Genomic DNA, 24,397 nt, shown 5'->3' with positions numbered 1-24,397 from the left:
TCATAATGGTAAGATTAGGATTAGAACTAAAGCAAGGGAAAATGAGGAAAGGGAGATGGAAAATGATTCATAAGATCGGGCAAATTATGTTGTATGTGAACGATCAGGATGAGGCGAAGAAGTTTTGGACCGAAAAGGTCGGCTTTACCGTCATTTCTGAGGAAGACAATGGGCATGGGATGAGATGGATTGAAATTGCACCGACAGCACAGGCTGAAACGAGCATTGTTCTGCATAACAAAGAGCTCATCGCACAAATGCAACCTGAGTTGAATCTTCAAACCCCATCGTTGCTCTTGTTTACAGAAAACTTGGATGCACTTTATGAGGACCTCAAAAGCAAGCAAGTGACAGTCGGGGAATTGGTCACAATGCCAACGGGAAGAGTGTTCAACTTTGCAGACGATGAAGACAATTATTTTGCGGTATTGGAGAAGAAGTGAGTGCCAGTATCGAATTCCCTAATTGATTGCGAATCAGACATCTTATGAAATGGGAGTTGAGGACGTGACAGAGAGCAAAAAGTTCGGATGGAATTTCGATAATAGTTATACCCGTCTGCCGGAACCATTTTACGCGAAGACAAATCCGGAAGCAGCACCGTCACCTGAGTTGGTCATTTTTAATCATCCATTGGCAGAGTCGCTCGGACTGGATGCTGAATCACTGCAAAGCGAAGAGGGGACAGAGATCTTCGCCGGAAACAAGGTTCCTGAAGGCGCGGCGCCGATTGCACAAGCATATGCCGGCCACCAATTCGGCCATTTTACGATGCTCGGAGATGGACGGGCCGTGTTGCTTGGAGAGCAGATCACGCCTGAAGGCAAGCGGTACGATATTCAGTTGAAAGGTTCAGGCAAGACACCATTCTCCCGTGGCGGCGATGGCAGGGCGGGACTTGGCCCGATGCTTCGTGAATTCATCATTAGCGAGGCGATGTATGCGCTTGGAATTCCTACGACAAGGAGCCTTGCAGTGGCATTGACGGGAGCGCCAGTCTATCGTCAAGAAACACTCGAAGGAGCTGTGTTGACGCGTATTGCAGCAAGCCACATCCGTGTCGGCACGTTTCAATATGCGGCGGCGCGCGAAGTCGTAGAGGACTTGCGAACGTTAGCGGATTATACGATTGAAAGGCATTATCCAGAAGTGGCAAATGACCCGAATCCATACGTGTCATTGCTTCAAGAAGTGATGGAAAGGCAAGCTTCGTTAATTGCCAAATGGCAGTTGGTCGGGTTCATTCACGGCGTCATGAATACGGACAATATGGCGATCAGCGGCGAAACGATCGACTATGGACCATGCGCCTTCATGGACTCATACGACCCGGCGACCGTCTTCAGTTCCATCGACCGGCAGGGCCGCTATGCGTTTGGCAATCAACCTGGAATCGCAGAATGGAACCTTTCGCGATTTGCCGAAACGCTTTTGCCGCTCTTCCATGAAGACCAGGAAAAAGCTGTCCACATCGCACAACAGACGCTATCACGGTATGCGAGGATATATTACGGTCATTGGCTCACAGGAATGAGAAACAAACTCGGCCTGTTCAATGAAGAACAGCAGGACGAAGCACTCGTGAAGGATTTGCTAAAGATAATGAAAGACAACCAAGCGGATTACACGAATACGTTCCGTACATTGACGATCGGCGATCTAAATGCGCTGCCGATGTGCAAGACGACGGAGTTTACCGAATGGCATGAGCGCTGGAAATCGCGGATGGCAAGTCAGCCAGAATCGGAAGCTGCCACAAAACAGCTGATGCGGGAAAGTAATCCATCCATCATCCCGCGCAATCACCGCGTGGAAGAAGCATTAGACGCGGCAACCGAAGGGGATTTCAGCGTGATGGCAGAACTCCTTAACGCGCTTGAAGACCCTTACGCTTATACAGCTGAACAAGAGAAATATGTGGCGCCATCAGTGTCGGAAACTCCGTACAGGACATTTTGTGGGACGTGATTTCTGTATGCGATCATAAACTTCGAAGAAAGACCAAACCTTAAATGGATTTGGTCTTTTTTTGCGTAACCAAAACCATTTTCTCTCGTATATAGGACGAACAATGAAATTTTCAAATAATATTTGAACCTTTTCAAGTTTACGCAGTCTAATGTGTAAGAGGGGCGAATGAGGTGTTGGAAATGGATGAGATAGAGATCAGTAAAAAAGCGATAGGTGGAGACGATGAGGCCTTTCTCGCGCTCATGCAGCTTCATAGAGAAGCGCTCCTTCGAACAGCAATTGCATTCTTGAAAAATGAGGCAGATGGATTGGAAGCTCTTCAAGAAGTAACGTATCGGGCCTACAAAAAAGTTCATACGGTTAGAGAACCGGCGTATGTGAAGACGTGGCTTATCCGCATTATGATGAACTATTGCCAAGATCAGTTAAAAAGAGGCAAACGGTATGTCATGACTGGAGAAGTGGACGAAACAATCGGGAAGAAAGATGAATATCGATTGGAATTGGCTGAAGCACTTGCCACATTGAAACCAGACGAGCAACAGTTAATTTATCTAAAATACGTTCAGGGTGTAAAAATAAAAGAAATCGCAGAACTATCAAGTATACCGGAAGGCACGGTCAAGTCGAGGCTGCATAATATTTTGCGATCGCTTCGGAGCCACTTCGGGGATAAAGGAGGAATGGATCATGTATGAGAACGAAGAAGAAAAATTACTGGAAATGAAGGATCAGCTGGAGAAGATCCACCTACCTTTGGACGAAGCGGATGAAGCGATTCGTTTAGGGTTTGACCGCGCGAAGCGTGAAAAGGTGAAAACAAGGAAAAAGCTTAGGCGGGTTTGGTCTCTCGTTGCGGCAGCACTTCTTTTCGCCACGTTTATTACGTCCATACGCGTGTCGCCGGCATTTGCCAACGCTGTCGCATCGATACCGGGCATGGAGAAGTTCGTGGATTTCGTTCAGTTTGATAAAGGACTGGAAGCTATTTTCAAAAATGACTATTACCAAAAGGTCGATGCGGTTCAAACGAAAAATGGGTTGACGCTTACGATAGACGGCGTCATTTTGGATGAAACGGGGATGAATGTTTATTACACAATGAAGTCAACGGAAGCAGTGAATGGGCTAAGCATTCAATCAGTCGACTTGAAAAATGAGCAGGACATTCCACCAAGCGGAATGTCATATGGTGGCTCCAGTCCATTTGAAAAATCCAGAGAATGGGCCAGTCAAATTAAGTACTATTTTCAGGAACCAACTTTATTTAAAGACTTATCTTTTACCGTGGAGATGGATGTTTTATTCCAAGGGGAAACTATTTCGTTCTCATTGCCATTTGAGCTGAAGGAAAACGTGAAACAAGGTAAAACAATTGTTTTAAATCAAGAAGTTGAGATTGAAGGCCAGAAACTCACAATTCGAGAAATTACTATTTACCCGTTACGCATTGCCGTGAAAGTCGCCTTCGACGAAACCAATACGAAGAAGATCCTCAAATTCGAAGATATGCGGCTGGAAGATGAAAAAGGCGAGGTGTGGGGCGCCATTGAGAATGGCGTGGTCAGCAGTGGCGATGACACCTATTTTCTCCAAAGTAATTATTTTGAGGAGCCGAAAGAACTTTATTTACGTATTAATAAAATGCAAGCCTTAGATAAAAATGAAGCGACGTTGGTTGTCGATACGGATAAAGGGGAAATCCTCAATGGTCCGAAAGATGACAAGCTGAAAATTAAAGAATCTTCGAGGTCGGGATTGCACCTTATCATGCCGAATGCTGGAGACGATCCAACACATTCTTACGATATTATTTCAACCGGTAAAGATGCGAATGGCAAGAAGATTAATATTCCATCGACGGGTATGTATATGGATGAAGAAGGAACGAGGCATTGGGATATGACGTTTGAAACATCAAATTATACGAACCCGCTTCACTTGGAACTAGCGTTCTACCCTAACTACATTACCGGTAATGTAAAAGTAGAACTGCAACAATAAAGGAGCTCGGCAGGCGTTCATAAACTTTTAAGAAGACCAAATCGCAATGGATTTGGTCTCTTTTAACCCTGGAACAAAACATATGTTCGTTTTAAAGCTAAAAAAAATTACTGCTTCCGCAAATAAAGTGGATCGAAGAAAATCTCATATCCCTTATGAATTGTCGAAACGCCAAATCGGGAGTGGTAATGGGCAATGGACTCCATCAAATAATCCTCCGTCACCTCAAGGTGCGTGCACACTTCCTCAACCGTCTTGAAACCTGATTCATAGCATTCGATCAATTTATCCAACGATACGATTTTTTCATATCCCCATCTCCTCGCAGCCAGCTCCAACTTCAAATTCGTCAGCTTCTGAAGATCCGTAATATCGCCATAGGTCGTTTCATAATGGCCGATTTCCTCTGCCAAAATGCAATGTTTTTCATAATGGCTCCGATTCTTATCAATGAGCACGACATCGTCCATATAAAGGCCGCCAAGCCCGGATGGAAGCGTTTTGACTTCCTTGATGACCAAGTGGGGGTATTGGGCAATCAGGGATTCATAGGTCATGGAACCACCTCACTTTCGTTGCGACTTGATGAATTGGATGTATTTTTTTATTTCCGCCAGCTCTTCCTCTGTCAGATCATCATCGATATGGGCAGCAATCGTTTCAACCGTGGCTTGCTTTTCGGGCACATTCAGCCCGAGCATCTGATCCAAGGAAACATGGAACGTTTCTGCAATCGCCTTGATTGTCCTCGTTTTTGGTTCGATGGAATCGGACTCCCACTTTGACACCATCCCTTTCGTTATCGAGAGACCTAGCTTTTGATTGATCCGATCCGCAAATTCCTCTTGGGATAATTTATGTTCGCTCCGGATCTTTTTAATTTCGCGGCCTATAGAATACATCATGAAACCCCCTGTTCGTTATGGTTATTATATCCTAAAGTTTCTCCCGTGACAACTAAGTGGTTGTAAATGAAACATGCCCATGATAAAGTGTTGTTACAAAGTTTCATTATTGAAACCCGTTTCTCTAATGAAACTAAAAAGCATGAGGGGTGATACGTATGATGAAGGAGGAAATGGAGCAATTATTGAAGGATTACCATTGGATGATCAACAGTGTTAAAGTCATTCGGGAGGGAATGAATGAAGTCGGGGAGGGAATGACGTCGCGATACGGGCTGGAAGCAGCGATGCCGAAAGCGAGCGGCCGTCCGAACGATCCGATTTACCGGGAATTCAACAGAAGGGAAAGGCGGCTGAAGAAAGTATACGAATATGAACGGAAAATCCAACTTGTCCAGGAACGTATCCCGCTCATTACGGAGGATCGGGAAATTGAAGTGCTGCACTGGCTGCTTGAGGGGAAGAGCTTGCGGTGGATCGGCCGTCATATGCAATTGTCGGACCGCCACATCGGCAGGATAAAAGATGCCGTCATCGACAAAATGTCGCAAATGTCGCACGTGCCGCATATGTCGTAGAAATGACGAGTGAAAATCTTTCGGGTTACAATGGGTGCAAGCCGAGTGTCCAGCTTCGAATGGCAACTGCTCGGGTCGCTTCGGTATTGAAGCGAAAGCCGTAACGAAGAACGGCTTTTGCGAGTAAAAGCGAAGCGTTACGAGCACAAATTATTCTTGGAATCGGCCTAGAGCAACACAAGTAACAGGATTTTAAAAGAGCGTCCACTGGGGCGTTCTTTTTGTTTTCCTGAAATAAAAGGAGGATTGGCATGGCTACGAAAGAGCTGCTAGGTTATTTTTTGACACAGGGTCCGTTTGCCGTCCTGTTCGTTTGGCTGTTTTGGTATCAAGTGAAAAGCAGTGAGTCACGGGAGAAGCGTTATCAGTTTTTATTGGAAGCGATTACGGACAAATATGATGACATTGTAGAAGAAATACGAGAAGTGAAAGAGCGGTTGCCGAAGGAATAGGCATCGCTTTTTTTAATGGACGGAAAGGAGGTGATCACCATGTAGACATCCAAAAACGGCGGAATGTCGGACAGTCACGGAATAAAAAACTAAAAAACGAGAGGAAGATGAAAAATGGTTAAAATCTATATTGATCCAGGGCATGGTGGAACAGATCCGGGAGCTTCGGCAAATGGTTTGAAGGAGAAAGATGTGACGCTCGCAATCGCCACGCGCGTCAAGAACATGCTTGAGAATGAATACTCCAATGCGACGGTGCGGATGAGCCGGACGGGCGATCAGACAGTCAGTTTACTAGAGCGGACGAATGACGCGAATGCTTGGGGTGCCAATTGTTATTTAAGCATCCACATTAATGCAGGCGGGGGAACGGGGTATGAGGATTATATTCATGATGCGCTGTCGGATTCCTCTACAACCGCCCAACTACGGAATACAATTCACGCGGAAATTGTGAAATTGATCGATATGCCGAACCGCGGTAAGAAGAAAGCGAACTTCCATGTGCTCCGTGAAAGCAGGATGCCTGCAATGCTCACGGAGAATGGGTTCATCGACAATACGACCGATGCTGCGAAAATGAAAACGTCTGCATGGCTCGACAAAGCAGCTAGAGGTCATGTGAACGGACTTGCCAATGCGCTTGGCCTACAAAAAGTAAGCACACCCCCGCCAACGGGTGATGTATTATATCGCGTTGTCACTGGTTCCTTCACAACGAGGACCAATGCAGACCAGCAAGTTGCCGCGCTCAAGGCGAAAGGATTCGACAGCTTCATTGACATCGTCATCCTGAACGGCGTCGCGTATTACCGCGTCATTACAGGATCATTTGCGGACAAGTCGAACGCGGACAAGCAAGTAGCCGATTTGAAGGCCGCAGGATTCGACGCGTTCATCATCGTCGTTAATCAATAACGGAAAACGCCTGTGCAGTCGAATCCTGCACAGGCACTTTTACATTTCATATCAGTCGCCAAAGTATTCATTCGTCAAATCACCATTCACCCCGATAGCTGCCGCACTTCCGGATCCCGCCGCAATGACAAGTTGTGCAGGGACGATATGCGCGGCGTCCCCTGCAGCATAGACATTCCACACATTCGTCCTGCCGTACTCGTCGGTCTGGATGCCGCCGTATTCATTCAGCTTACAGCCGAGCTCTTCCGCGAACTGATTGCAATGGCTCCAAAGGGGAGTGACGAACCCGCCGGCACGGTCAATGAGGGTGCCATCCTCCAGCCGGACACTTCGCAGTTGTCCATTTTCACCTTCCAGCCCTGCGATATTGTCTTCATAGACTTGGATGCCTTTCGCGAGCAGCTTATTACATTCATCGGCCTCAAGCCGTCCTTCGCCATTTGTAAACACCGCTAGATCCTTGCTCCATATAAAAACTTCTTTCGCGAGCTTGTATACGTTTTTATCCGCAATGACGGCGAGCGGCTTATCACGGAGCTCCCAACCGTCACAGTACGGACAGCTGAACAGGCTCGTCCCGTAGAACTTTTCGATGTTCGGGATGTTCGGCTGCTCGTCTTTCAAACCTGTCGCTAGTATGATTTTTATCGTTTGAAAGCTGTTGCCTTCCGCTGTTTCCAATTCAAAATGGTTGTTGTCCAGCCCCTTAATAGAAGCAACCTTTTCGCTTTTTATTTCCACGGAAGGATAGTTGGCGATATCCCGATGAGCAAGTCGCCGGAACTCGTCCGGCAGGATGCCGTCTCGTGTAATGAATCCATGAGCCTCGCGTGTCACCCGGTTCCGGGCTTGATTATCATCGAATAGAAGCACCTTTCTTCTCGCTCGTCCAAGCACAAGGGCGGCATTCAAACCAGCCGGGCCGCCGCCGATTATGACACAATCGTACATCATGAATCCATTCATCCTTTTTAGTCCAAGTTTACCCTTGCATATTGAAAATAAGCTTCGAGTGCGGTGGAAAGACAAAAAAACATACGGGCATAAAGTTCATGAAAAATTACGGTCGTAACTATATTGGACTATAGGAGGGATGAGTTGGAGAAAAAGATGTTGGAGCGCGGCATCGGTCTTGGCACTTGTTTGGCTGTCGTCATTTCCTGGAGCGTACACAAATCGATCCTTTGGGCAATCTTCCATGGAGTCCTTAGCTGGCTGTATGTCCTTTATTATGCATTGACGAGATGATCTGCATGTTTTGGATGGCCTCCTTTTTGGGAATACTAGTCGTATAAACGTTAGGAGGAACGACATCATGAAAAGCTACGCTGGAGATAAAAATGAAAAGCCAAACGGACTTCCGAAAGACTCGGCCGCAATAGCGAACGAAGCAGCTAAAAAAGCGGAGGCGCAAATAGAGTCAATTAAAGAGGAAGCCCGTAATGAATTGAAAAGACAGCAAAAGCAATAGAGTTTAGATGGATGCCTGACGATTTCGTTGGGCATCCTTTTCGTTTTCGGTTATGGCGCAAACTGTGCCACCAATTTGGAAAATAAAGCATGACTTTACCCTCCCCATGTATTATGATGTTGCTAAATACAAATATTAGGGGGTTAGGTCAATGAAACTTCGCGTTTCTGCTGTGCAATATCATCTGCATTCAATCAGCTCCTTTGAGGAGTTTGCGGCACAATGTGAGCACTATATTCGCAATGCCCAGGAATACGGGGCAGAGTTTGTTTTATTTCCGGAATTTTTTACTACGCAATTGCTGTCGATTGGTGATGAACACGGAAAAGCGTTATCGATTGAGGCGCTGCCGGGCTTTACGGATCAATACATTGAACTGTTCACAACGTTAGCAAAAGAGACAAACATGCATATAATCGGCGGCACTCATGTCATCCAGCGTGAGGGGCGCCTTTATAATGTCGCTCATCTATTCTTCCCGGATGGCACAGTGGAAGAGCAAGCGAAATTGCACATAACCCCATTCGAAATTGAAGGATGGAATATGGCAGCCGGCGATGAGCTGAAAGTTTTCGATACAGAAAAGGGCAGAATTGCCATCCTTACGTGCTATGATATCGAATTCCCCGAAATCGTTCGGATGGTGAAGGCGGCGGGTGCAGATGTTATTTTCTGTCCGTCTTGCACGGATGACCGTCATGGGTTTTATCGCGTCCGGTATACGAGCCACGCGCGTGCGATTGAAAACCAAGTATACGTCGTGTTGACGGGTACGGTCGGCTCCTTGCAGACTGTCGATTTCATGCGCGCGAACTTTGGGCAAGCCGCAATCATCACGCCGAACGACATTCCGTTCCCACCAAAAGGATTGGCTGCGGAAGGCGAGTTGAACGACGATATGCTCGTTACAGCGGATCTCGATTTGAGCTTGTTGTACGAAGTGCGTGAGAAAGGTTCGGTGACAACTTGGCGTGATCGCAGAACCGATCTGTATACAGATTGGGGAGCAAATCCAATCAGGAGCGAGAGCAGTGGCATATCGCAGTGAAGTGATGGTCCCCCATGAGGGGAGTTTCATTCCTGTTGTCGTCCGCAATTATACACGGTCGGACTTCGATGCCATGATCGCTCTGCAAGCGGATTGTTTTCCACCGCCATTCCCGGAAGAACTTTGGTGGAGCCGGGAACAGTTGGAGAATCACGTAAGTTTGTTCCCTGAGGGTGCCGTCTGTGTCGAGCACGATGGAAGAATAATAGGATCGCTCACGGGCTTGCTCGTGAATTTCAATCCCGATGAGCCGATGCATACTTGGGAAGACGTGACGGATGGCGGGTTTATTCGAAACCATGATCCCGACGGCGACACGCTTTATATTGTCGACATTTGCATCAGCCCCGAGTTCCGGAAGGCGGGCCTTGGCAAGTGGATGATGCAGGCGATCTACCAACTAGCCGTCAAGCTTGATGTTGAGCGGGTTCTTGGCGGAGGGCGGATGCCCGGGTACGGGAAGGTCGCGGGTGAAAAATCCCCGCAGCAATATGTCGATGAGGTTGTCCAAGGGACGTTAAAGGATCCTGTCGTCACATTTTTGCTTCGCTGCGGACGCATGCCGGTTACGTTAATCGAAAACTATTTGCAAGACGAAGAGTCGCATAACTATGCGTTATTGATGGAATGGAAGAATCCGTTCAAAAGGGGGGAATAGAGAATGGAATTTATTCGCGTAAACGATATTGAAGATCCGCTATTCGCGAAGATGCACACATTACTAGGGGAGATCTTCCCGCCGGAAGAGGTTTTGGAGTTCGACCTATGGAAGGAGCCGCTCGAAGACCCTAGCATCCGCGTCTTCGTTGCGGTGCGTGAAGGGGAAGTGGTTGGCGCTACAGAGTACCGCTATTATCCGGACTGGAATATCGCGATGACGGATTTCACGATCATTGGACAGTCGGGCCTCGGCATTGGTCGTTTCTTAGCGAAAAAGCGCGAAGAAGATTTACGGCGGCTGGCGGAAGAAAATGGCAAGACGTTGTTCGGCATGTTCGCGGAAATTTATGATCCATATGACCGCGAAGATTTCGATTTTGGCGGAGTAATGGCCATGAACCCGTATGTCCGGAGGGAAGTGCTCTCCCATCTTGGCTACAAGCGCCTCAATTTCCCTTACATCCATCCTTCATGGAAAAACGACGGAGAGGCAGTGGAAGGATTGGATTTCTGCTTCATGCCGACGGATGAACAAGTGACTGAAATCCCATCCAGTCTCATCGTCGATTTCTTAACGGATTACTATTCGGTGTTGTCGAACAAACCTCAACATTGGCTGGACATGATCGATGAGCTGAAGCAATTGGAATATGTGGAACTTTGTCCACTATAATAATGAAATCCACGCAAATCCTCAAAAAGGGCTGCGTGGATTTTTCTAATTAATCAAGCAGTTCTACTTCTCTTTTAATAAATGCCGTTCGTTCTTCGATATAGTTTAGAATGTAGTCAGGTTCTTTATCAAAACGATCAATACTGTCCTTTTTATACGGATCCAATAATACATAAGGTCGAAGCGATGCATGCATTCTTTCTATTTTTGGCTTTAAATATTCCACCGTGAATTGATTGTTTACTATATCCTGCAACAAGCTTTTATATTGGTTCCGGAATGTGCTACTATCGAGAATCCTTGCTGTAAGTGTATTGAAGCCAGTAATTCGTAAGTAATCACTTCTCATCTCCTCACCATTTACGTCTCTTCCCCAAGTGGCGTCATAATCCCAAGGGATGATTTCATACAACCCGCTTTTCTCGTTCCGGTAGAGTGCGTAGTTATGGACGAATCCATCAAAATTTTGAGTGAAAACAACCCCGGCGAGCCAGAGTAAATATTTATCCACATCAATATAGTCCACAATTTCCTTCTCAAAGTCTTCCCTTGAAATCGTATTAATGTCTATGATCATTTGATGCAAATGGTCTGTGTCTTCCTGAGCTCCACATTTCAGCTCATATCCGATAGCAAGTGATTTTTTCACTTCTTTGTCCAAGTCGCTCATTAGCGAAAAATTAGCATCCCCATCGACGGCATAAAAAATAGAACCAGCTGGCAATCCTCGATTTGCAAGGAATCGATCATCCACTGATTCCAATTCCAAGTATACCCCTTCGTTTTTTCCATTCACCTTCAAAAAGACAAACCGTGATTGAGGTGCGAGGCAGCCAATTTCATTAAAAAAATCGAAGGAAAGTTTATTTCTCATTAACGAAGGATCCTTATATTCTGCATTTAAATGAAATGTGTTTGCGTTTCGATACGTTGTAGGCTTGTATAAGGAGACTTGATATGACTTTTTAGGAAAGCCGCGGATATGGGAACCTCGATATGCGATGTCCACTTCGTATTTTTTTCCATGAATCGTTAGTTTTGCAGAAACAGGATCATCAATCCAAATGTCTTTTCGCAGTTCATGCAAATCCAAAGGGTGAATAAAAAGTCGATATTCAGGTAATTTTTCGTTCGTTGCCATGAGAATCCCACTCCTTCATTCATTATTCTATTTCTATGAATAATCATGAAGGATGTTTCCATGACAAAATTTTTGGAAGTTGTGCACTTAACTCTATTCCTGCCATGTATGCAACGTATTTTAAGAAGAGGAAGTAAGGCGTATTACACGCGCGGATTCTTTCTCTACAACATGAGAGGGGAGGTTTGGACATGTCACTCTTTTTTGAAAATGAAATACAAAGAGCTAGGGAAAAGGTCAGTCGGTTAGGTCTAGAAGACTTTATGTTTCAGGATCCTCGAAGCAATAGAAGGACATCACGGAAGAAACGGAGAACGAGCAGGGTTCGAGTAACCTCGCGCAAACGCCGTCTTACGAGCAGGGTTCGGGTAACCTCACGCAAACACCGGCGCACGAGCAGGGTTCGGGTAACCTCACGCAAACAGCGTCGCACAAGCAGGGTTCGGGTAACCTCACGCAAACAGCGTCGCACAAGCAGGGTTCGAGTAACCTCACGCAAACGCCGTCGCACAAGCAGGGTTCGAGTAACCTCACGCAAACGCCGTCGCACAAGCAGGGTTCGGGTAACCTCACGCAAACGCCGTCGCACAAGCAGGGTTCGGGTAACCTCACGTAAACACCGTCGCGCGAGCAGGGTACGGGTAACTTCACGTAAGCACCGTCGCACGAGCAGGGTACGGGTAACTTCACGCAAACGCCGTCGCACAAACAATGTTTGGGAAGCATTCTGGAACCACAAACGTAAGAATAGAGTTCGAGTAACTATGCAGAATCGCAATCATCGCACAAGCAATGTACAGAACACTTCGGAAAACCGCAAACGCACAGGAGGAGTACGGGACACTTCGGAAAATCGCAAACGCACAAGCAGGGTTCGTGTAACTTCGCGTAATCGACGTCGTACAAGTAGAATGCGAGTAACGTCCCGCAATCGTCGACTAACAAGTAGAAAGCGAGTCACTTCGCGCAACCGAAGAAACAATGTATTCGACACATCTGTTAATTTTCGACCTAATTGTCGAAATCGAGCCACGTGCCGAACTCGATTCTTCTAACTATCGAGTAGCAGGAAACAAGGCTATCCAAATTCAATGAGCGTAAAAGAAATACCCGTCCCCAGCTACATCATTAGCAGGACGGGTATTTCATTTCTATTTTAGTGATTCGTAAAAAAAGCAAAAGACTTCCGCATCAGTTGCATTTCTTCATAATAAAACTCGCATGTCTTCCCGCCTGCTTGTCTTGCCGGTAGGAAAAGCCGTCCGAGCTCACATAGGTGCATGTCCGATCGACATCAATCTGGTTTTCCGGGATTCCTGCAAGCTTCAATTGCTTCTCAACAGTTTTCTGGTTATCGATATGGTATTTATTCGTTGCTTCATTGAAATAAATGAATTCATCCGCATAGCCGAGCGCTTTGAACTTCACATATACATCCTCGTCCACTTCAAACTTCTCCTGACTTAACGCCATGCCGAGTTGCACGTGGAAGTCGCTTGGATCGCATCCTTCTTCTTTTTTCAAACGTTCAAAAACCTTCAATGTAATTTCTTTGACAGTTCCTTGCCATCCTGAATGAATTACTCCGACAATTCCATTCACTTCATTATAAAAAATGACCGGTACACAGTCGGCGGTGAAGCTGCATAGTAAGAGATTCGGCTCCGTCGTATAGAGCGCATCTGTGTCCGGAATGGCAGTGGCTCCGACTACAGCGCCCCGCCCCTTATCTGCAAGGGTCACCTTATGCAGATTCGCGCTATGGGTTTGACTGGCGCAGACGAAATCCTTTGGATTGCATTGCAAGAAGGTCGCCAATCGTTTTCGATTTTCCAGTACTGTCTCGGGGTTCACACAGGCATGGAACGCCATATTATTATGTTCAGGCGCAGTTCCATCTTTCAATGTCGTGCCCGCAACAAATTTTTCATTATCAATATAGATTTTTGTTTTCATATCATCACCTGCTATTACTATACTCGATTCCTCCACGGACAACCATGACAGCTGTGCCGGGAATTGCTATATTTTCGTTCCTATATTTTTATATCCTGCTCGAGCGATAACGAAACAAGAGGTCTTATTGATAGCGGATACATGGCGAAATAAATGAACCGGTTAAAATCCGGCTGTCCGGGAAAACTGATTGTAGTTGACGGAAAGGAGCGTTTTTCTATGAAACAGAAGAAGGAACCTCATGAAAGACTGACCGAAAGGAATTACGGGTTAAGTTCGACCCAGGAAGTGCTATACCAAAAAGAATTTAAAAGTGCGGACAAAGCTGCAAAAGAAGATGAGAATAAAAAACAGGAAAAAGAGCAATAATGAGAGAGCCGCGATTGATTGCATTCCCCCTGCAGTCAGTCGCGGCTTTTTTCATTAGTAATTTGAAGGACCCATCACTGACCGTGCACCAACGGTTTTTGATGGGTCCTTCTGTGTTTCATCTAATTCCCTTGAATGTGGATGAAAATCAACGTGAATTGTCGTCAAGCGGTGATAAATTCAAAGGGGGCGGTGATAATGGACCGAAAGTCGGTGATAACGCTCAGAGAGTCGGTGATAAAACACAAAAAGTCGGTGATAACTCACATATGCATGCCAATTTTATGAAAACGTAAATATTTTATTCATTATTCTCTTTTTATCTTGTATAATAATGGTAGGCAACTAATGCCAAGAGACTATAAAGGGAATGAGAATGATTAAAATACATTGGAAGAAATTATTGGTTCTGTTGTCAACCGTCTTCCTAGTCATACAGATTGCGGGCAGCTTCTTTTTCTATGAGCTAGCAGTCAAGCGCGGACCGAAAGAGTACTTACAGGGCAATGCCGATTTGGAAGTGTCCGATCAGACGATGGAGCTTTACCTGAATGGCGGCTGGAAACAGTGGGTCGCTGCTCAAAAGTTCGAAACGCTCCACTTGACCTCGCGGGATGGGCTGAAGCTATCAGGCTACTATTTGCCTGCGTCCAAACCCACGAACAGGCTTGTCATTTTGACGCATGGCTATTTAGGCCACGCGAAGCAAATGGGTCTCTTCGGACAGTATTATCATAATGAATTAGATTACAACATCTTTATGCCGGATGCGCGAGGGCATGGCAAAAGTGAAGGTGATTATTACGGATTCGGCTGGCCGGATCGGCTCGATTTGATCGATTGGACGAATTTGTTAGTGCAGAAGCTCGGACCGACAACCGAAGTGGCGTATCATGGTTTATCGATGGGAGCAGCGACGGTGTTGATGGCGAGCGGCGAGGAAGAGCTTCCCCGTCAAGTGAACGCTATTATTGCAGACAGTCCATACCAATCTGTCTATCAATTATTCACCTACCAAATGAACCGGATGTTCCATCTTCCGGCATTTCCTTTATTGGACAGCACAAGTGCATTGACGAAAGTCCGAGCCGGTTATTCATTTAGGGAAGCCAGCGCTTTGAAGCAAGTGAAGAAGGCGCAAGTGCCGATCTTTTATATCCACGGAATGAATGATACATTCGTTCCGACTGAGATGGCTGGGGAATTGGAACGAAGCACTCCGAGCGAAACGGACATATTCCTCGTTCCGAAAGCGAACCATGGCGAGGCCTTTGCGCTTGCGGGTGAGACATATAAAGTGAAAGTCGATCACTTCCTCGATCGTTATATGAAATGAAGAGCCGGTTCCGATTACGGGAACCGGTTTTTTCATTCAATTGGCTCGTTCGCTTTTCTAATTTGTTCCGGGTCCGTGTCGCTATACTGCGCAGTCCCTTTGCCGCCAGTACGGGCAAGAATTTCCTTCACTTCATTGTAGGTCAGGCCCGAGTTTGCATTTTGCTGTTTCACTTCTTCAATATCGGTTCCAGCTTCAGTGAATTTCTTTGCATCTTTCATGTCATCTACCTCCATTACTTTATGATCCCTTGTAATGAGGTTTTTATGCCTGTAGCGGAAGTGTTATTATTGAGATAACTCTAACAATGTTTTCTTTGAATCACGCAAGGGAAAAACAGGAATGGAGGTGTTCGAATTGGATAAGATCATTTACATTGTCCGTCATTGTGCAGCCGAAGGACAATCGCCGCACGCGGATTTGACGACTGAAGGGATTGTTCAGGCTGGAAAGCTAGCGGATTTTTTTGCGGATCTGAAAGTGGACCGGATCATAACGAGTCCTTTCGTCCGGGCGCGGAGGACTGCGGATCCGATTGCTGATAAGAAAGGGATGTATTTTGAAGAGGATAGTCGGCTGGCAGAACGGACGTTAAGCTCGCATTCATTTGAAGATTGGCTGCTGAAACTGGAAGACTCTTTTCTCGATATCCATTTGAAATACGAAGGCGGTGAATCTTCATACGAAGCGATGGAGCGAGTTTGTAAAGTGGTGGATGAGCTGCCGGACGGTTCGCGAACTGTTCTCGTGACACATGGGAATCTGATGACGCTCCTGTTGAGATGTTATGATGAGCGGATCGGTTTCCCGGAATGGCAGGCGTTGACGAATCCCGATGTCTATCGTGTCCGTGTGACAGAGGACGGTGCGCAAGTGGAGCGAATTTGGAAGGAAGAAGCGTTGCAGTGAAGTATAAGCTATTGGATTGATCCTTTCGTGAAGATGCGGAGGGATTTTTTATGCCATCCGGATGTTATCTATCGAATCCCGGGAGTTATCTATTGAATTCACGAAGTTATCCATTGAATAAACAAATTTTTCACCAAAAAGGGACTTTCTTCCCGCGCCAAAAAATGCTTTGGAAGTGGAGGCCACATTGTTTCACCATCCCGCAACAAGGGCATTGACAATAAAAAGCCGTTCAATGTTTAGGTGGTCTGTCAATGCAGCAAAATGAAAGCAGGAGGTGGTCCGTATGCTATTTGAAATTAAATCAGTGAAGCATGAACATGACCTGATTTCATTCATATGGAATGATGTCGGTGGATTTTATAATGTGTACAAGGACGGCAAGCATTTGTATGAAGGATCCGTTCCGGAATTCCAGGACGGGGACTTCAAACATGGAAAACTCTATCACTATATAATTGAGCGTGTGGAAAACAATCAAGTCGTCGATGTGATCGCCATGCAGACATCGGCCTTTGCCGAAGAGAAAAATGTCGAAAACCCATTACAATCGCTTGTCATGACGACGATTGTCGCAAGGACGCAAATCGCGCTATCTTGGGAGGAAATTAAAGACGTTACGGAATATGAAATTTACCGAAACGGGGAATTCATGGCAAAAGTCGATACGAACAGATTCATTGACCGTGATATTGACGTCGATCAGTCTTACGTCTATACGATCCGTTCCAGACGCCCGTTGAAAAAATCCGAGGAGCTGTTGACGTCGGTGAAATCGGCGGTATCCAATTTGTTTGGTATGTTAAATCCAGCTACATCCACGTCTGAATCGGCTGTTGAAACGTTTACGACAATCAAATCGATCGGGAAGCCTAGCGAGATGCTTAGACCGATCAATGAACGAGAGCGGGAAATCGATAATGTCGATCGATGGAAGTTCCGCTACACGACGTTTTTGAAGGATCAGTGGATTCGAAACCCAAACCTGCTGTCGCCGAATCATTATTTCAAAGGGGACGGACGGGGATACGATCCGAACGGGGAAGGCTTCCGGACGCGTGTCGATATTGAGCTTGCCTATGACGAAAGTGGTGAACCGATGACCTTCTCGAAAGAAGTGGGTCCAACCATCGCATACGATCATCTAAAGCGATTTAGGGAAAAAGCGAGGGCATCCGCGGACGGTATTACGCTGAAGAGAACCGACCATAAAAAAGGGGAGAGCGGTTTTCTGCTAGAGCATTCGGTCGGCAATCCGTTGACGACGGCACCGAAAATTGACTATGAAGTGAATGCCGTTTTCAGACGGCATGGCACATTTGATATGTCGGGCTTCTTCGATCCGTCTCCCCATCACGAAATCTATTTGATGAAAGGGAGAGGAGAGGCGTGGCAGCCTATCCTGCAAGTCGAGAGCAGGGGACTCGCCTTCATGTCAGAGGCGATCGCCTACCATTATTGGCGATGCTCGAACTTTGAGTGAACTTCCTTTTTGACAACCAAATTGAGTTCTGATATCATTACCTTGAATTCAAGATATATTTATTTGAGATAGATAAAATTCAGAACGACTTGGGTTGCGACTTTAAAATGATTGAGTCCGTTTCCGGATGTAATTGAGGGGGAGAGCATATGAAACATATTTTCAAGCAAGGAGCCGATCCATCTAAACCGACGCTTCTTTTATTGCATGGAACAGGCGGGACGGAGCAGGATTTATTGCCGCTCGCGGGATTGATTGACCCGGAAGCTTCCGTACTAAGTGTGCGGGGGAATGTGCTGGAAAATGGGATGCCGCGATTTTTCCGAAGACTCGCGGAAGGTGTTTTCGACGAGGAGGATCTTGTCTTCCGTACGCAAGAATTGCACGCGTTTCTCGATGAGGCGGCGGAAGAGCATGGGTTTGACAGGTCGAATATTGTCGCTGTCGGTTATTCGAACGGCGCAAATATTGCGGCGAGCCTATTGTTCCATTATGCTGATTCGTTGAAGGGTGCCGTTCTGCATCATCCTATGGTGCCAAGGCGAGGAATTGAACTTCCTAATTTAGCAGGAATTCCAGTGTTCATTGCAGCAGGGAAGAATGATCCGATCTGTCCGGCGCAGGAGACGACGGAGCTGCAGGAACTACTGACGGCAGCTGGTGCGTCGACAGAAGTCCATTGGGAAATGAATGGACATTCGTTGACGCGGACGGAAGTGGAAGCGGCTACGGAATGGTATCGTAAAAACTTGTAAAAGATAATATGGAAAATCCGCTCCTTAAAATGGTAACAGGTTCGGTTGATGGGGAGAAGAATGTAATTAACAACGTAAATAACAACGTAAATAACAAGTTAATCAGCATATATTTTAACAGTGAAAAAGCTATATAAATAACAAGTAAAAACGCTCAGAAATTGAACTGCCCCCCAATTGTTGGACACATTCTAACAATTGGAGGTGCAGTTTTACTATGGCAAAATATACGCTTGAATATAAACTAGCTGCTGTTAATCGGTATTTGGAAGGCGGAGAAAGTTATATTTCAATTGAAAGGTCAATTAGAACACCTGTAAGCGTAGTGATGAACTGGGTAAAGCAATATCAAGCTCATGGGATAGATGGTTTAATAAAGAAAAGCTACACAAATTACTCCTTACAGTTTAAACTGGATGTACTTAATTACATGAGTGATAATGGGACGTCACCAAATGAAACAGCTGTGATTTTCAACATTTCCTCTCCAGCAACGATAAGAGCTTGGAGGATCCTTTTTGAAAAAGGTGGAATAGACGCCCTCACTTCTAAGAAAAAGGGGCGTCCATCCATGAAAAAAGAATCCCAAGAGAAACGAAATAACGAGTCTCCAAAAGATGATACTGTCGCATCTTTACATGCCGAAGTGGCACAATTACGTATGGAGAATGAGTATCTAAAAAAGTTGAATGCCTTAGTTCAGAACAAGGGAAAATCACCAAACAAGATAAAGCGAAAGTAATCTATGAACTAAGGCTAAAATTCCCGGTTAAAGCACTTATAAAGTTGGCTGGTATACCCCGCAGCACCTATTATTACTGGATTGATCAATTCAATCGTCCTGACAAGGATGCGGAGTTAAAGGAAATGATACAGTCAATATATCATGAACACAAAGGCCGTTACGGCTATCGTCGTATCAAGGACGAATTAGAAAACAAAGGATATAATGTGAATCATAAAAAAGTGCAGCGATTAATGAAGGAATTAGGTTTGAAATGTGTTGTCCGTATGAAGAAATATCGTTCATATAAAGGGCAGGTTGGGAAGATAGCACCAAATGTGTTAGATCGTGATTTCAATTCCGATAAGCCAAATCAAAAATGGGTAACAGATATTACAGAGTTTAAGTTATTCAGTGAGAAGCTCTATCTATCTCCTATTCTTGATTTATTTAATGGTGAAATCATCACATACACTCTGGGTTCCAGGCCAACTTACTCACTGGTATCAGATATGTTAGAGAAGTCTTTTGAGCGATTGACGGATGAGGATGAACTGATTCTTCATTCAGACCAGGGATGGCATTACCAAATGAAACAGTATCGCCATGCCTTGAAAAAAAACGGAATAACACAGAGTATGTCCCGTAAGGGAAACTGTTATGACAACGCTGTGATTGAGAACTTCTTCGGGATCTTGAAGTCTGAATTTCTTTATTTAAATGAATTTGAAAGTGTTGATCATTTTAAAAAAGAACTTGAAGAATATATGAATTACTATAATGACAAGCGTATCAAGTCTAAATTAAAAGGCAAGAGCCCTGTACAATACCGGACTCTTGCCCAACGCGCAGCTTAAATAAATACACTGTCCAACTTTTTGGGGTCACTTCAAAATCTGAGCGTTTTTTGTAGCAATATTTTACTATCCTTATTGAACTAAAGCAGGTGAATTACCTCTTGGGAAGTACATAGAAATAGAAAAACAAGCAATCAGACATCAGAAATCATAGTCGAAATAGCTTTTCACAAATCTTGACATGCGGTTTCTGTCATCTGGTTCACCGATTTTGTCCAAATCAGAATCATAGAAGTACAAATACGCGATGCGTTGGTGTTCATCGGATGTGCCAATCATCCCAAAGGATTTCGGATAGCCGTTTCCTTCCAACACTCGGAACACATAGCTGTTGAGCGAGAACTCAACATTCGGGCGACTCGTATCATCGGTCGTTTCAGACGTGGCTTCCGGTTTGGAGATTGCGAAGTCTTCTGCGAGTTTCCCTTTTTCGCTTTCATAGGTTTGCGTGTCATATTCGACCACAAGCACTACCGAGTTGGCTTCGAAGAGGAACATCTTTTTTTGCGTATGTCGGTAGTCGATGTCCCTGTATGTTGGCAACTCGTCAAGAACGGGCATCACGTCTTTTGCTTCCGCATCCATTGCGGTGCCCGTGTTCAGGTACTCATCGATATCCGTACTTGTCTTGCTACATCCCGTCAGCAGGAGCGCAACGGTCATTATGACCAAGAGTTTAATAAGCGAAACATGTTGTCGTTTCAAAAATCCCATCCCCTTTTGTGTCATTCCTCATAGGTTCCCGTGACTGTTGCAATTTTACGTTTTACATCAATTTCCGTTTCTTCTGATTGAACAAACTTGCTCCGTTAGTTCAAGACCATCATTTCGCAATCTTTAATTTATGTTAGCACAGATTCCTCATTTACCTTCCATTTTTTTCTATCCAATATCCAATTAGCAAGTGTTTTAACAACGGAATTAACAAAGGCACATAAATTTATGTGCTGTTGCTAATTCCTGTGCCAATTGTGGTACCAGTTCGTCAATATAAATAACCTAAATGTTGATATAACAACAAAAACGGGGACACCAATTCATATGCGAATTGTGTCCCCAAATGCTGTGTTTTTTGTTGTTTTCTCCCCATCAACCGAACCCGTTATTAAAATGAGACCGGCTTTTTTTCGATCATACTGTTTTTTGCGGACGTGGCCAGATGAAGTAGGAGACTGAGATGGCAAAATCGATTCCAAGGACGAGCGCCCAAACTTTCAACATGCCGGATATTGCTTCTGTTTTGGAAGGATCATCGATCAGGTAAATCATCAGGAAAAGGAAAGAACCGCCGATGATGAATGCGAGCACATGCTGCAACGAGCCTTTTATCGAGTGTTTCGCATAGGCGAGCCCATGTTTTCGGACAGGTTTCGTGCCTTGTTTATTGACATAATACAGAAATCTCTCGTCCGCCCAGCGGATCATACTTTTTCCGAAAGCGATGGATACACCGAGATAGATGGCGGCAATTCCATGGACCTGCGTGGCAGTGGCGCCGTTGTAAAGATCATTCGCTGTGACGATGAGCAATAGCAGCTCAATGACTGGTGTTAAGGCTAGAAAAAAATCCTAGCTGTTTTTTATTGAAAATATATCTTGTGACAAGTCCTGCTGCAATGACAACCCAAAATCCGATTTCGCAAGCAACGATGATCCAAGCGATAAAATTCAATAGGACACCTATATTCATACAGCAAGATTGTTTCCGTGTATCGTACCATAGCAAAAGTTTCTTGCCTTCATAGAATATGAAAAACTTGGGGGGAACTTGTTTGGAAGAATAAAAAGGTCTGGTAGCCGGTTTGGAACCGATTAACAGACCTTTTTCGTATTTAATGAAGGCTCATTTAATTGCCGAAAGGCTCAATTAAACGTGGAAGGACTCATTTAATTACGCAAGGGCTCATTCAATTGCACAAGGGCTCAATTAATTCAGCGACGGTTCCTTCATAGAATCGAATTCCATCACTCCTGCCACAACAGCTCATCCATTCGGCAGCTCAATACGGAATTTTGTCCCTTCGCCTTTCACACTCTCAACAGTTATCGTTCCGCCGTGCAATGTGACCAGTTGTTTCACGATCGATAACCCTAATCCGAACTCGCCATATGGATTCGTCGTCCGTGAGTCGATTGCCTTGTAAAACCGACTCCAAATCTTCTCAATCTCATCAGGGTCCATTCCGATGCCTGTATCTTCGATTTCAATGATTGTGCTCTCCTCTTGTGCATAGCCCCTTATCCAAATCATGCCGTTTTGCGTGAATTGGATGCTGTTTTTCACAATATTAATCAATACTTGGGTGAGGCGATCGTAGTCAGCGAAGACAGAAGCTTCCTCCGCGACTTCCACCACGATTTTATCGCCGCGTTCCGCTGCCGCTTCCTCCAATTGGTCCTGGATGATGCCAAACAGTTCCTTTAGTTGAATCTCCTGTTTGTGAAGCGTCACTTGATTGGAGCGGATTTTTTCGTAGTCTAGATTTTCATTCACGAGGCGGATGAGGCGCACTGTTTCACTGCTTGCAAGCTGGAGGCCTCGCTCCTTTTCGGAATCAGAAATCATGTCATTGCGCAATCCTTCGATGATGCCTCGGATTGTCGTGAGAGGTGTCCGGAGCTCATGCGACACGTCCGCCATGAATTGTCGGCGGCGGTTTTCAAGGCTTTCGATTTCCACTGCCGATGCTTCGAGTTTCTCAACCATCTTGTTGAAATCTCCTGCCAGCTCTCCTACTTCATCGACACTTGCTGTCGGTATCCGAACGGAATAATCGCCTTGCGCAACATTCGCAGTTGCAGATCGTAGCCGCTTGATGCGCCTGCCGTGGAATGTCGATAGAAGTCCGCTTAAGAGCAATGCGATCGCGAGCGCAATGAACGTTGTGTAGATCAAATAGCTGTTCATCTGCGAAATGACTTCGCGTGAGCCTTTGATAGGCGATGTTAATAAAACCCCTCCGACGAACTGGTTCCGGTGGAAATAGGGGAGGAGGACGAAAGTGACTGCTTGTTCGAATCGTTTGTATTCCTGTTTCACGGTGATCGTTTTTCCGCTTTGCAATGCCCGCCACTCTTCCTCATTGAGTTCAATCAAAGGCGTCTCAAGTCCGGTCGAATAAATGATGGCCGACTTTTCGTCGAATAAGGAGTATTGGATATCCCGGCCCTCCAATACATATCCGTATGATTTTAAGAGGGAGCGGGAATTCCTCTGATCCTGCTCGATATCTGTCAAAATCGATTGTCCGTAGGAGGCGAGCTCCTCGGTTTTATTGTCATAGACGAATTGCTCGACGAAATGGGAGAACAGCAGGCTTAGGATTAGAAAAGCGATGATGATGACACTGAAATGGCTTGCCAGCTGCTGGTGGAAATATTTGATTTTCATTCCGCGTCACCGGCCGTTTCGTCAAATCGGTAGCCAATGCCCCAAACCGTGTGGAAAAACGGCTGATCTGCCTTCGACACTTTCGAGCGGAGCCGTTTAATATGCACATCCACCGTCCGGTCATCGCCGTAAAAGTCATAACCCCACACTCGATCCAAAAGCTGCTCGCGCGAAAACACCTGTTTAGGGTGCTGAATGAAAAAATGGAGCAGGTCGAATTCCTTCGGTGTCAAATTCGGCACGGGCTTGTCGTCTAATAGCACTTCGCGCGTGGCAGTATTAATAGTGAAATGTCTCGTTTTCAAAGTGTCGACGTCAATGCGATCTTCTTTTGCAACAGCATACCGGCGCGTGACTGCCTTGATGCGGGCCATGAGCGCCAGCGGGCTGAACGGCTTCGTCACATAATCATCCGCACCCATTTCAAGCCCAAGCACCTGGTCGGATTCGCTATCCTTTGCGGTCAGCATGATGATCGGCACTGCAACGTCGTCTCGGCGGAGCTTCCGGCAGATCGTCACCCCGTCCATCCCCGGCAGCATCCAGTCGATGATTAGACAGTCCCAATTTCCAGAAATGGCCCGCTCATAGCCTTCAAGCCCGTCTTTTACGAACTCGCCTTGTATCCCTTCCTTTTCAAAAAACAGTTCGATCATGGAAGAGACGCTCTCATTGTCTTCAATTACGAGGATTTTCATTTGCCGTCCTCCTAAGTAAAGGTTTCTCTATTCTATGATTATAACGGAATGAAGAAGAAAAACCCGCTTAGCAATCATCTAAGCGGGCGAGAATA

General features: G+C 45.6%; 28 protein-coding genes and 1 pseudogene. 19 read left to right on the top strand and 10 right to left on the bottom strand.

Annotated elements, in window-relative coordinates; genetic code table 11:
• Positions 1-62 precede the first annotated feature (62 nt).
• From NIT04_RS17485 to NIT04_RS17470, 4 genes are all read left to right on the top strand, one after another.
• On the top strand, positions 63-443 hold the full coding sequence (locus NIT04_RS17485) for a VOC family protein (protein ID WP_252504782.1): 381 nt from the start codon (positions 63-65) through the stop codon (positions 441-443).
• 64 nt (positions 444-507) lie between these two features.
• A complete protein-coding gene (locus NIT04_RS17480; protein WP_371922570.1) occupies positions 508-1,968 on the top strand; it encodes a YdiU family protein in 1,461 nt (486 codons plus the stop codon).
• A gap of 182 nt (positions 1,969-2,150) precedes the next feature.
• Positions 2,151-2,669: an RNA polymerase sigma factor gene (locus NIT04_RS17475; RefSeq protein ID WP_252504781.1), complete on the top strand. Its 519-nt coding sequence runs from the start codon at positions 2,151-2,153 to the stop codon at positions 2,667-2,669.
• The gene (locus NIT04_RS17470) at positions 2,662-3,975 is read left to right on the top strand and encodes a DUF4179 domain-containing protein (RefSeq protein ID WP_252504780.1); all 1,314 of its coding nucleotides are present in this window, start codon (positions 2,662-2,664) and stop codon (positions 3,973-3,975) included. Before NIT04_RS17475 ends, NIT04_RS17470 begins: the two co-directional genes overlap by 8 nt.
• Before the next feature lie 107 nt (positions 3,976-4,082).
• On the opposite strand, the gene NIT04_RS17465 is transcribed toward NIT04_RS17470, so the two are convergent.
• Positions 4,083-4,532, bottom strand: coding sequence for an ImmA/IrrE family metallo-endopeptidase (locus tag NIT04_RS17465; protein WP_252504779.1), 450 nt, complete (start codon positions 4,530-4,532; stop codon positions 4,083-4,085).
• A gap of 9 nt (positions 4,533-4,541) precedes the next feature.
• A complete protein-coding gene (locus NIT04_RS17460; protein ID WP_252504778.1) occupies positions 4,542-4,877 on the bottom strand; it encodes a helix-turn-helix domain-containing protein in 336 nt (111 codons plus the stop codon).
• Positions 4,878-5,038: 161 nt separating this feature from the next.
• On the opposite strand from NIT04_RS17460, the gene NIT04_RS17455 reads away from it, so the two are divergent.
• The 3 genes from NIT04_RS17455 (at position 5,039) to NIT04_RS17445 (ending at position 6,828) form a co-directional block, all read left to right on the top strand.
• Positions 5,039-5,458, top strand: coding sequence for a DNA-binding response regulator (locus NIT04_RS17455; protein ID WP_252504777.1), 420 nt, complete (start codon positions 5,039-5,041; stop codon positions 5,456-5,458).
• Positions 5,459-5,709: 251 nt separating this feature from the next.
• The gene (locus NIT04_RS17450) at positions 5,710-5,910 is read left to right on the top strand and encodes a BhlA/UviB family holin-like peptide (protein WP_252504776.1); all 201 of its coding nucleotides are present in this window, start codon (positions 5,710-5,712) and stop codon (positions 5,908-5,910) included.
• A gap of 114 nt (positions 5,911-6,024) precedes the next feature.
• Entirely contained in the window at positions 6,025-6,828 is an 804-nt protein-coding gene (locus NIT04_RS17445) for an N-acetylmuramoyl-L-alanine amidase (RefSeq protein WP_252504775.1), read from the top strand.
• 51 nt (positions 6,829-6,879) lie between these two features.
• Here NIT04_RS17445 and NIT04_RS17440 read toward each other — a convergent pair whose 3' ends face one another.
• The gene (locus tag NIT04_RS17440) at positions 6,880-7,785 is read right to left on the bottom strand and encodes an NAD(P)/FAD-dependent oxidoreductase (protein WP_252504774.1); all 906 of its coding nucleotides are present in this window, start codon (positions 7,783-7,785) and stop codon (positions 6,880-6,882) included.
• 144 nt (positions 7,786-7,929) lie between these two features.
• Between NIT04_RS17440 and NIT04_RS17435 the strand changes: the two genes are divergently transcribed.
• From NIT04_RS17435 to NIT04_RS17415, 5 genes are all read left to right on the top strand, one after another.
• Positions 7,930-8,079 carry a hypothetical protein gene (locus tag NIT04_RS17435; protein WP_252505159.1) on the top strand — a complete coding sequence of 50 codons (150 nt, stop codon included), beginning with the start codon at positions 7,930-7,932 and terminating at the stop codon, positions 8,077-8,079.
• Positions 8,080-8,146: 67 nt separating this feature from the next.
• On the top strand, positions 8,147-8,302 hold the full coding sequence (locus tag NIT04_RS17430; protein WP_252504773.1) for a hypothetical protein: 156 nt from the start codon (positions 8,147-8,149) through the stop codon (positions 8,300-8,302).
• Between the two features lie 151 nt (positions 8,303-8,453).
• Positions 8,454-9,350, top strand: coding sequence for a carbon-nitrogen hydrolase family protein (locus NIT04_RS17425; protein ID WP_252504772.1), 897 nt, complete (start codon positions 8,454-8,456; stop codon positions 9,348-9,350).
• A gap of 4 nt (positions 9,351-9,354) precedes the next feature.
• Entirely contained in the window at positions 9,355-10,008 is a 654-nt protein-coding gene (locus tag NIT04_RS17420) for a GNAT family N-acetyltransferase (protein WP_252505139.1), read from the top strand.
• Between the two features lie 3 nt (positions 10,009-10,011).
• Complete coding sequence (locus tag NIT04_RS17415; RefSeq protein WP_252504771.1) at positions 10,012-10,683, top strand: GNAT family N-acetyltransferase; 672 nt, start codon at positions 10,012-10,014, stop codon at positions 10,681-10,683.
• Between the two features lie 49 nt (positions 10,684-10,732).
• On the opposite strand, the gene NIT04_RS17410 is transcribed toward NIT04_RS17415, so the two are convergent.
• Together NIT04_RS17410 and pgeF are read right to left on the bottom strand one after the other, a co-directional pair.
• On the bottom strand, positions 10,733-11,824 hold the full coding sequence (locus NIT04_RS17410; protein WP_252504770.1) for a CotH kinase family protein: 1,092 nt from the start codon (positions 11,822-11,824) through the stop codon (positions 10,733-10,735).
• 1,191 nt (positions 11,825-13,015) lie between these two features.
• Positions 13,016-13,780, bottom strand: a complete 765-nt coding sequence (gene pgeF, locus NIT04_RS17405; protein ID WP_252504769.1) for a peptidoglycan editing factor PgeF — start codon at positions 13,778-13,780, stop codon at positions 13,016-13,018.
• 219 nt (positions 13,781-13,999) lie between these two features.
• Between pgeF and NIT04_RS17400 the strand changes: the two genes are divergently transcribed.
• From NIT04_RS17400 to NIT04_RS17390, 3 genes are all read left to right on the top strand, one after another.
• Positions 14,000-14,149, top strand: coding sequence for a YfhE family protein (locus NIT04_RS17400; protein WP_252504768.1), 150 nt, complete (start codon positions 14,000-14,002; stop codon positions 14,147-14,149).
• A complete protein-coding gene (locus NIT04_RS17395) occupies positions 14,149-14,445 on the top strand; it encodes a hypothetical protein (RefSeq protein WP_252504767.1) in 297 nt (98 codons plus the stop codon). The genes NIT04_RS17400 and NIT04_RS17395 overlap by 1 nt, the downstream gene beginning before the upstream one ends.
• Before the next feature lie 80 nt (positions 14,446-14,525).
• On the top strand, positions 14,526-15,485 hold the full coding sequence (locus NIT04_RS17390; RefSeq protein ID WP_371922568.1) for an alpha/beta hydrolase: 960 nt from the start codon (positions 14,526-14,528) through the stop codon (positions 15,483-15,485).
• A 32-nt stretch (positions 15,486-15,517) separates the two neighbouring features.
• Here NIT04_RS17390 and NIT04_RS17385 read toward each other — a convergent pair whose 3' ends face one another.
• Positions 15,518-15,706 (bottom strand): gamma-type small acid-soluble spore protein, encoded by a 189-nt coding sequence (locus NIT04_RS17385; RefSeq protein ID WP_252504765.1) that lies wholly within the window; start codon positions 15,704-15,706, stop codon positions 15,518-15,520.
• A gap of 136 nt (positions 15,707-15,842) precedes the next feature.
• Here NIT04_RS17385 and NIT04_RS17380 point away from each other — a divergent pair, with 136 nt between their 5' ends.
• From NIT04_RS17380 to NIT04_RS17365, 4 genes are all read left to right on the top strand, one after another.
• Complete coding sequence (locus tag NIT04_RS17380; protein WP_252504764.1) at positions 15,843-16,394, top strand: histidine phosphatase family protein; 552 nt, start codon at positions 15,843-15,845, stop codon at positions 16,392-16,394.
• A gap of 286 nt (positions 16,395-16,680) precedes the next feature.
• Positions 16,681-17,877, top strand: coding sequence for a DUF3238 domain-containing protein (locus tag NIT04_RS17375; RefSeq protein ID WP_252504763.1), 1,197 nt, complete (start codon positions 16,681-16,683; stop codon positions 17,875-17,877).
• A gap of 149 nt (positions 17,878-18,026) precedes the next feature.
• Positions 18,027-18,632, top strand: coding sequence for an alpha/beta hydrolase (locus NIT04_RS17370; protein WP_252504762.1), 606 nt, complete (start codon positions 18,027-18,029; stop codon positions 18,630-18,632).
• Positions 18,633-18,849: 217 nt separating this feature from the next.
• Positions 18,850-20,213 (top strand): IS3 family transposase gene (locus tag NIT04_RS17365; RefSeq protein WP_252501778.1). Its coding sequence is split into 2 segments (ribosomal slippage): positions 18,850-19,309 and positions 19,309-20,213, totalling 1,365 coding nucleotides; the frame shifts between segments, so codons are not numbered across the junction.
• A gap of 141 nt (positions 20,214-20,354) precedes the next feature.
• On the opposite strand, the gene NIT04_RS17360 is transcribed toward NIT04_RS17365, so the two are convergent.
• The 4 genes and pseudogenes from NIT04_RS17360 to NIT04_RS17345 form a co-directional block, all read right to left on the bottom strand.
• Complete coding sequence (locus tag NIT04_RS17360) at positions 20,355-20,918, bottom strand: hypothetical protein (protein ID WP_252504761.1); 564 nt, start codon at positions 20,916-20,918, stop codon at positions 20,355-20,357.
• Positions 20,919-21,344: 426 nt separating this feature from the next.
• Positions 21,345-21,885 (bottom strand): annotated as a pseudogene (locus NIT04_RS17355) (hypothetical protein).
• Positions 21,886-22,197: 312 nt separating this feature from the next.
• Entirely contained in the window at positions 22,198-23,604 is a 1,407-nt protein-coding gene (locus tag NIT04_RS17350) for a HAMP domain-containing sensor histidine kinase (RefSeq protein WP_252504760.1), read from the bottom strand.
• The gene (locus NIT04_RS17345; protein WP_252504759.1) at positions 23,601-24,302 is read right to left on the bottom strand and encodes a response regulator transcription factor; all 702 of its coding nucleotides are present in this window, start codon (positions 24,300-24,302) and stop codon (positions 23,601-23,603) included. Before NIT04_RS17345 ends, NIT04_RS17350 begins: the two co-directional genes overlap by 4 nt.
• Between the last annotated feature and the right edge of the window lie 95 nt (positions 24,303-24,397).

Origin of the sequence: Sporosarcina sp. Marseille-Q4943 (genome assembly GCF_943736995.1) — a bacterium.
In the GTDB taxonomy this organism is placed as follows: Bacteria; Bacillota; Bacilli; order Bacillales_A; family Planococcaceae; genus Sporosarcina.
Note: the sequence above shows the minus strand (reverse complement) of the source record. Positions and strands in the feature narration are given on the sequence as shown.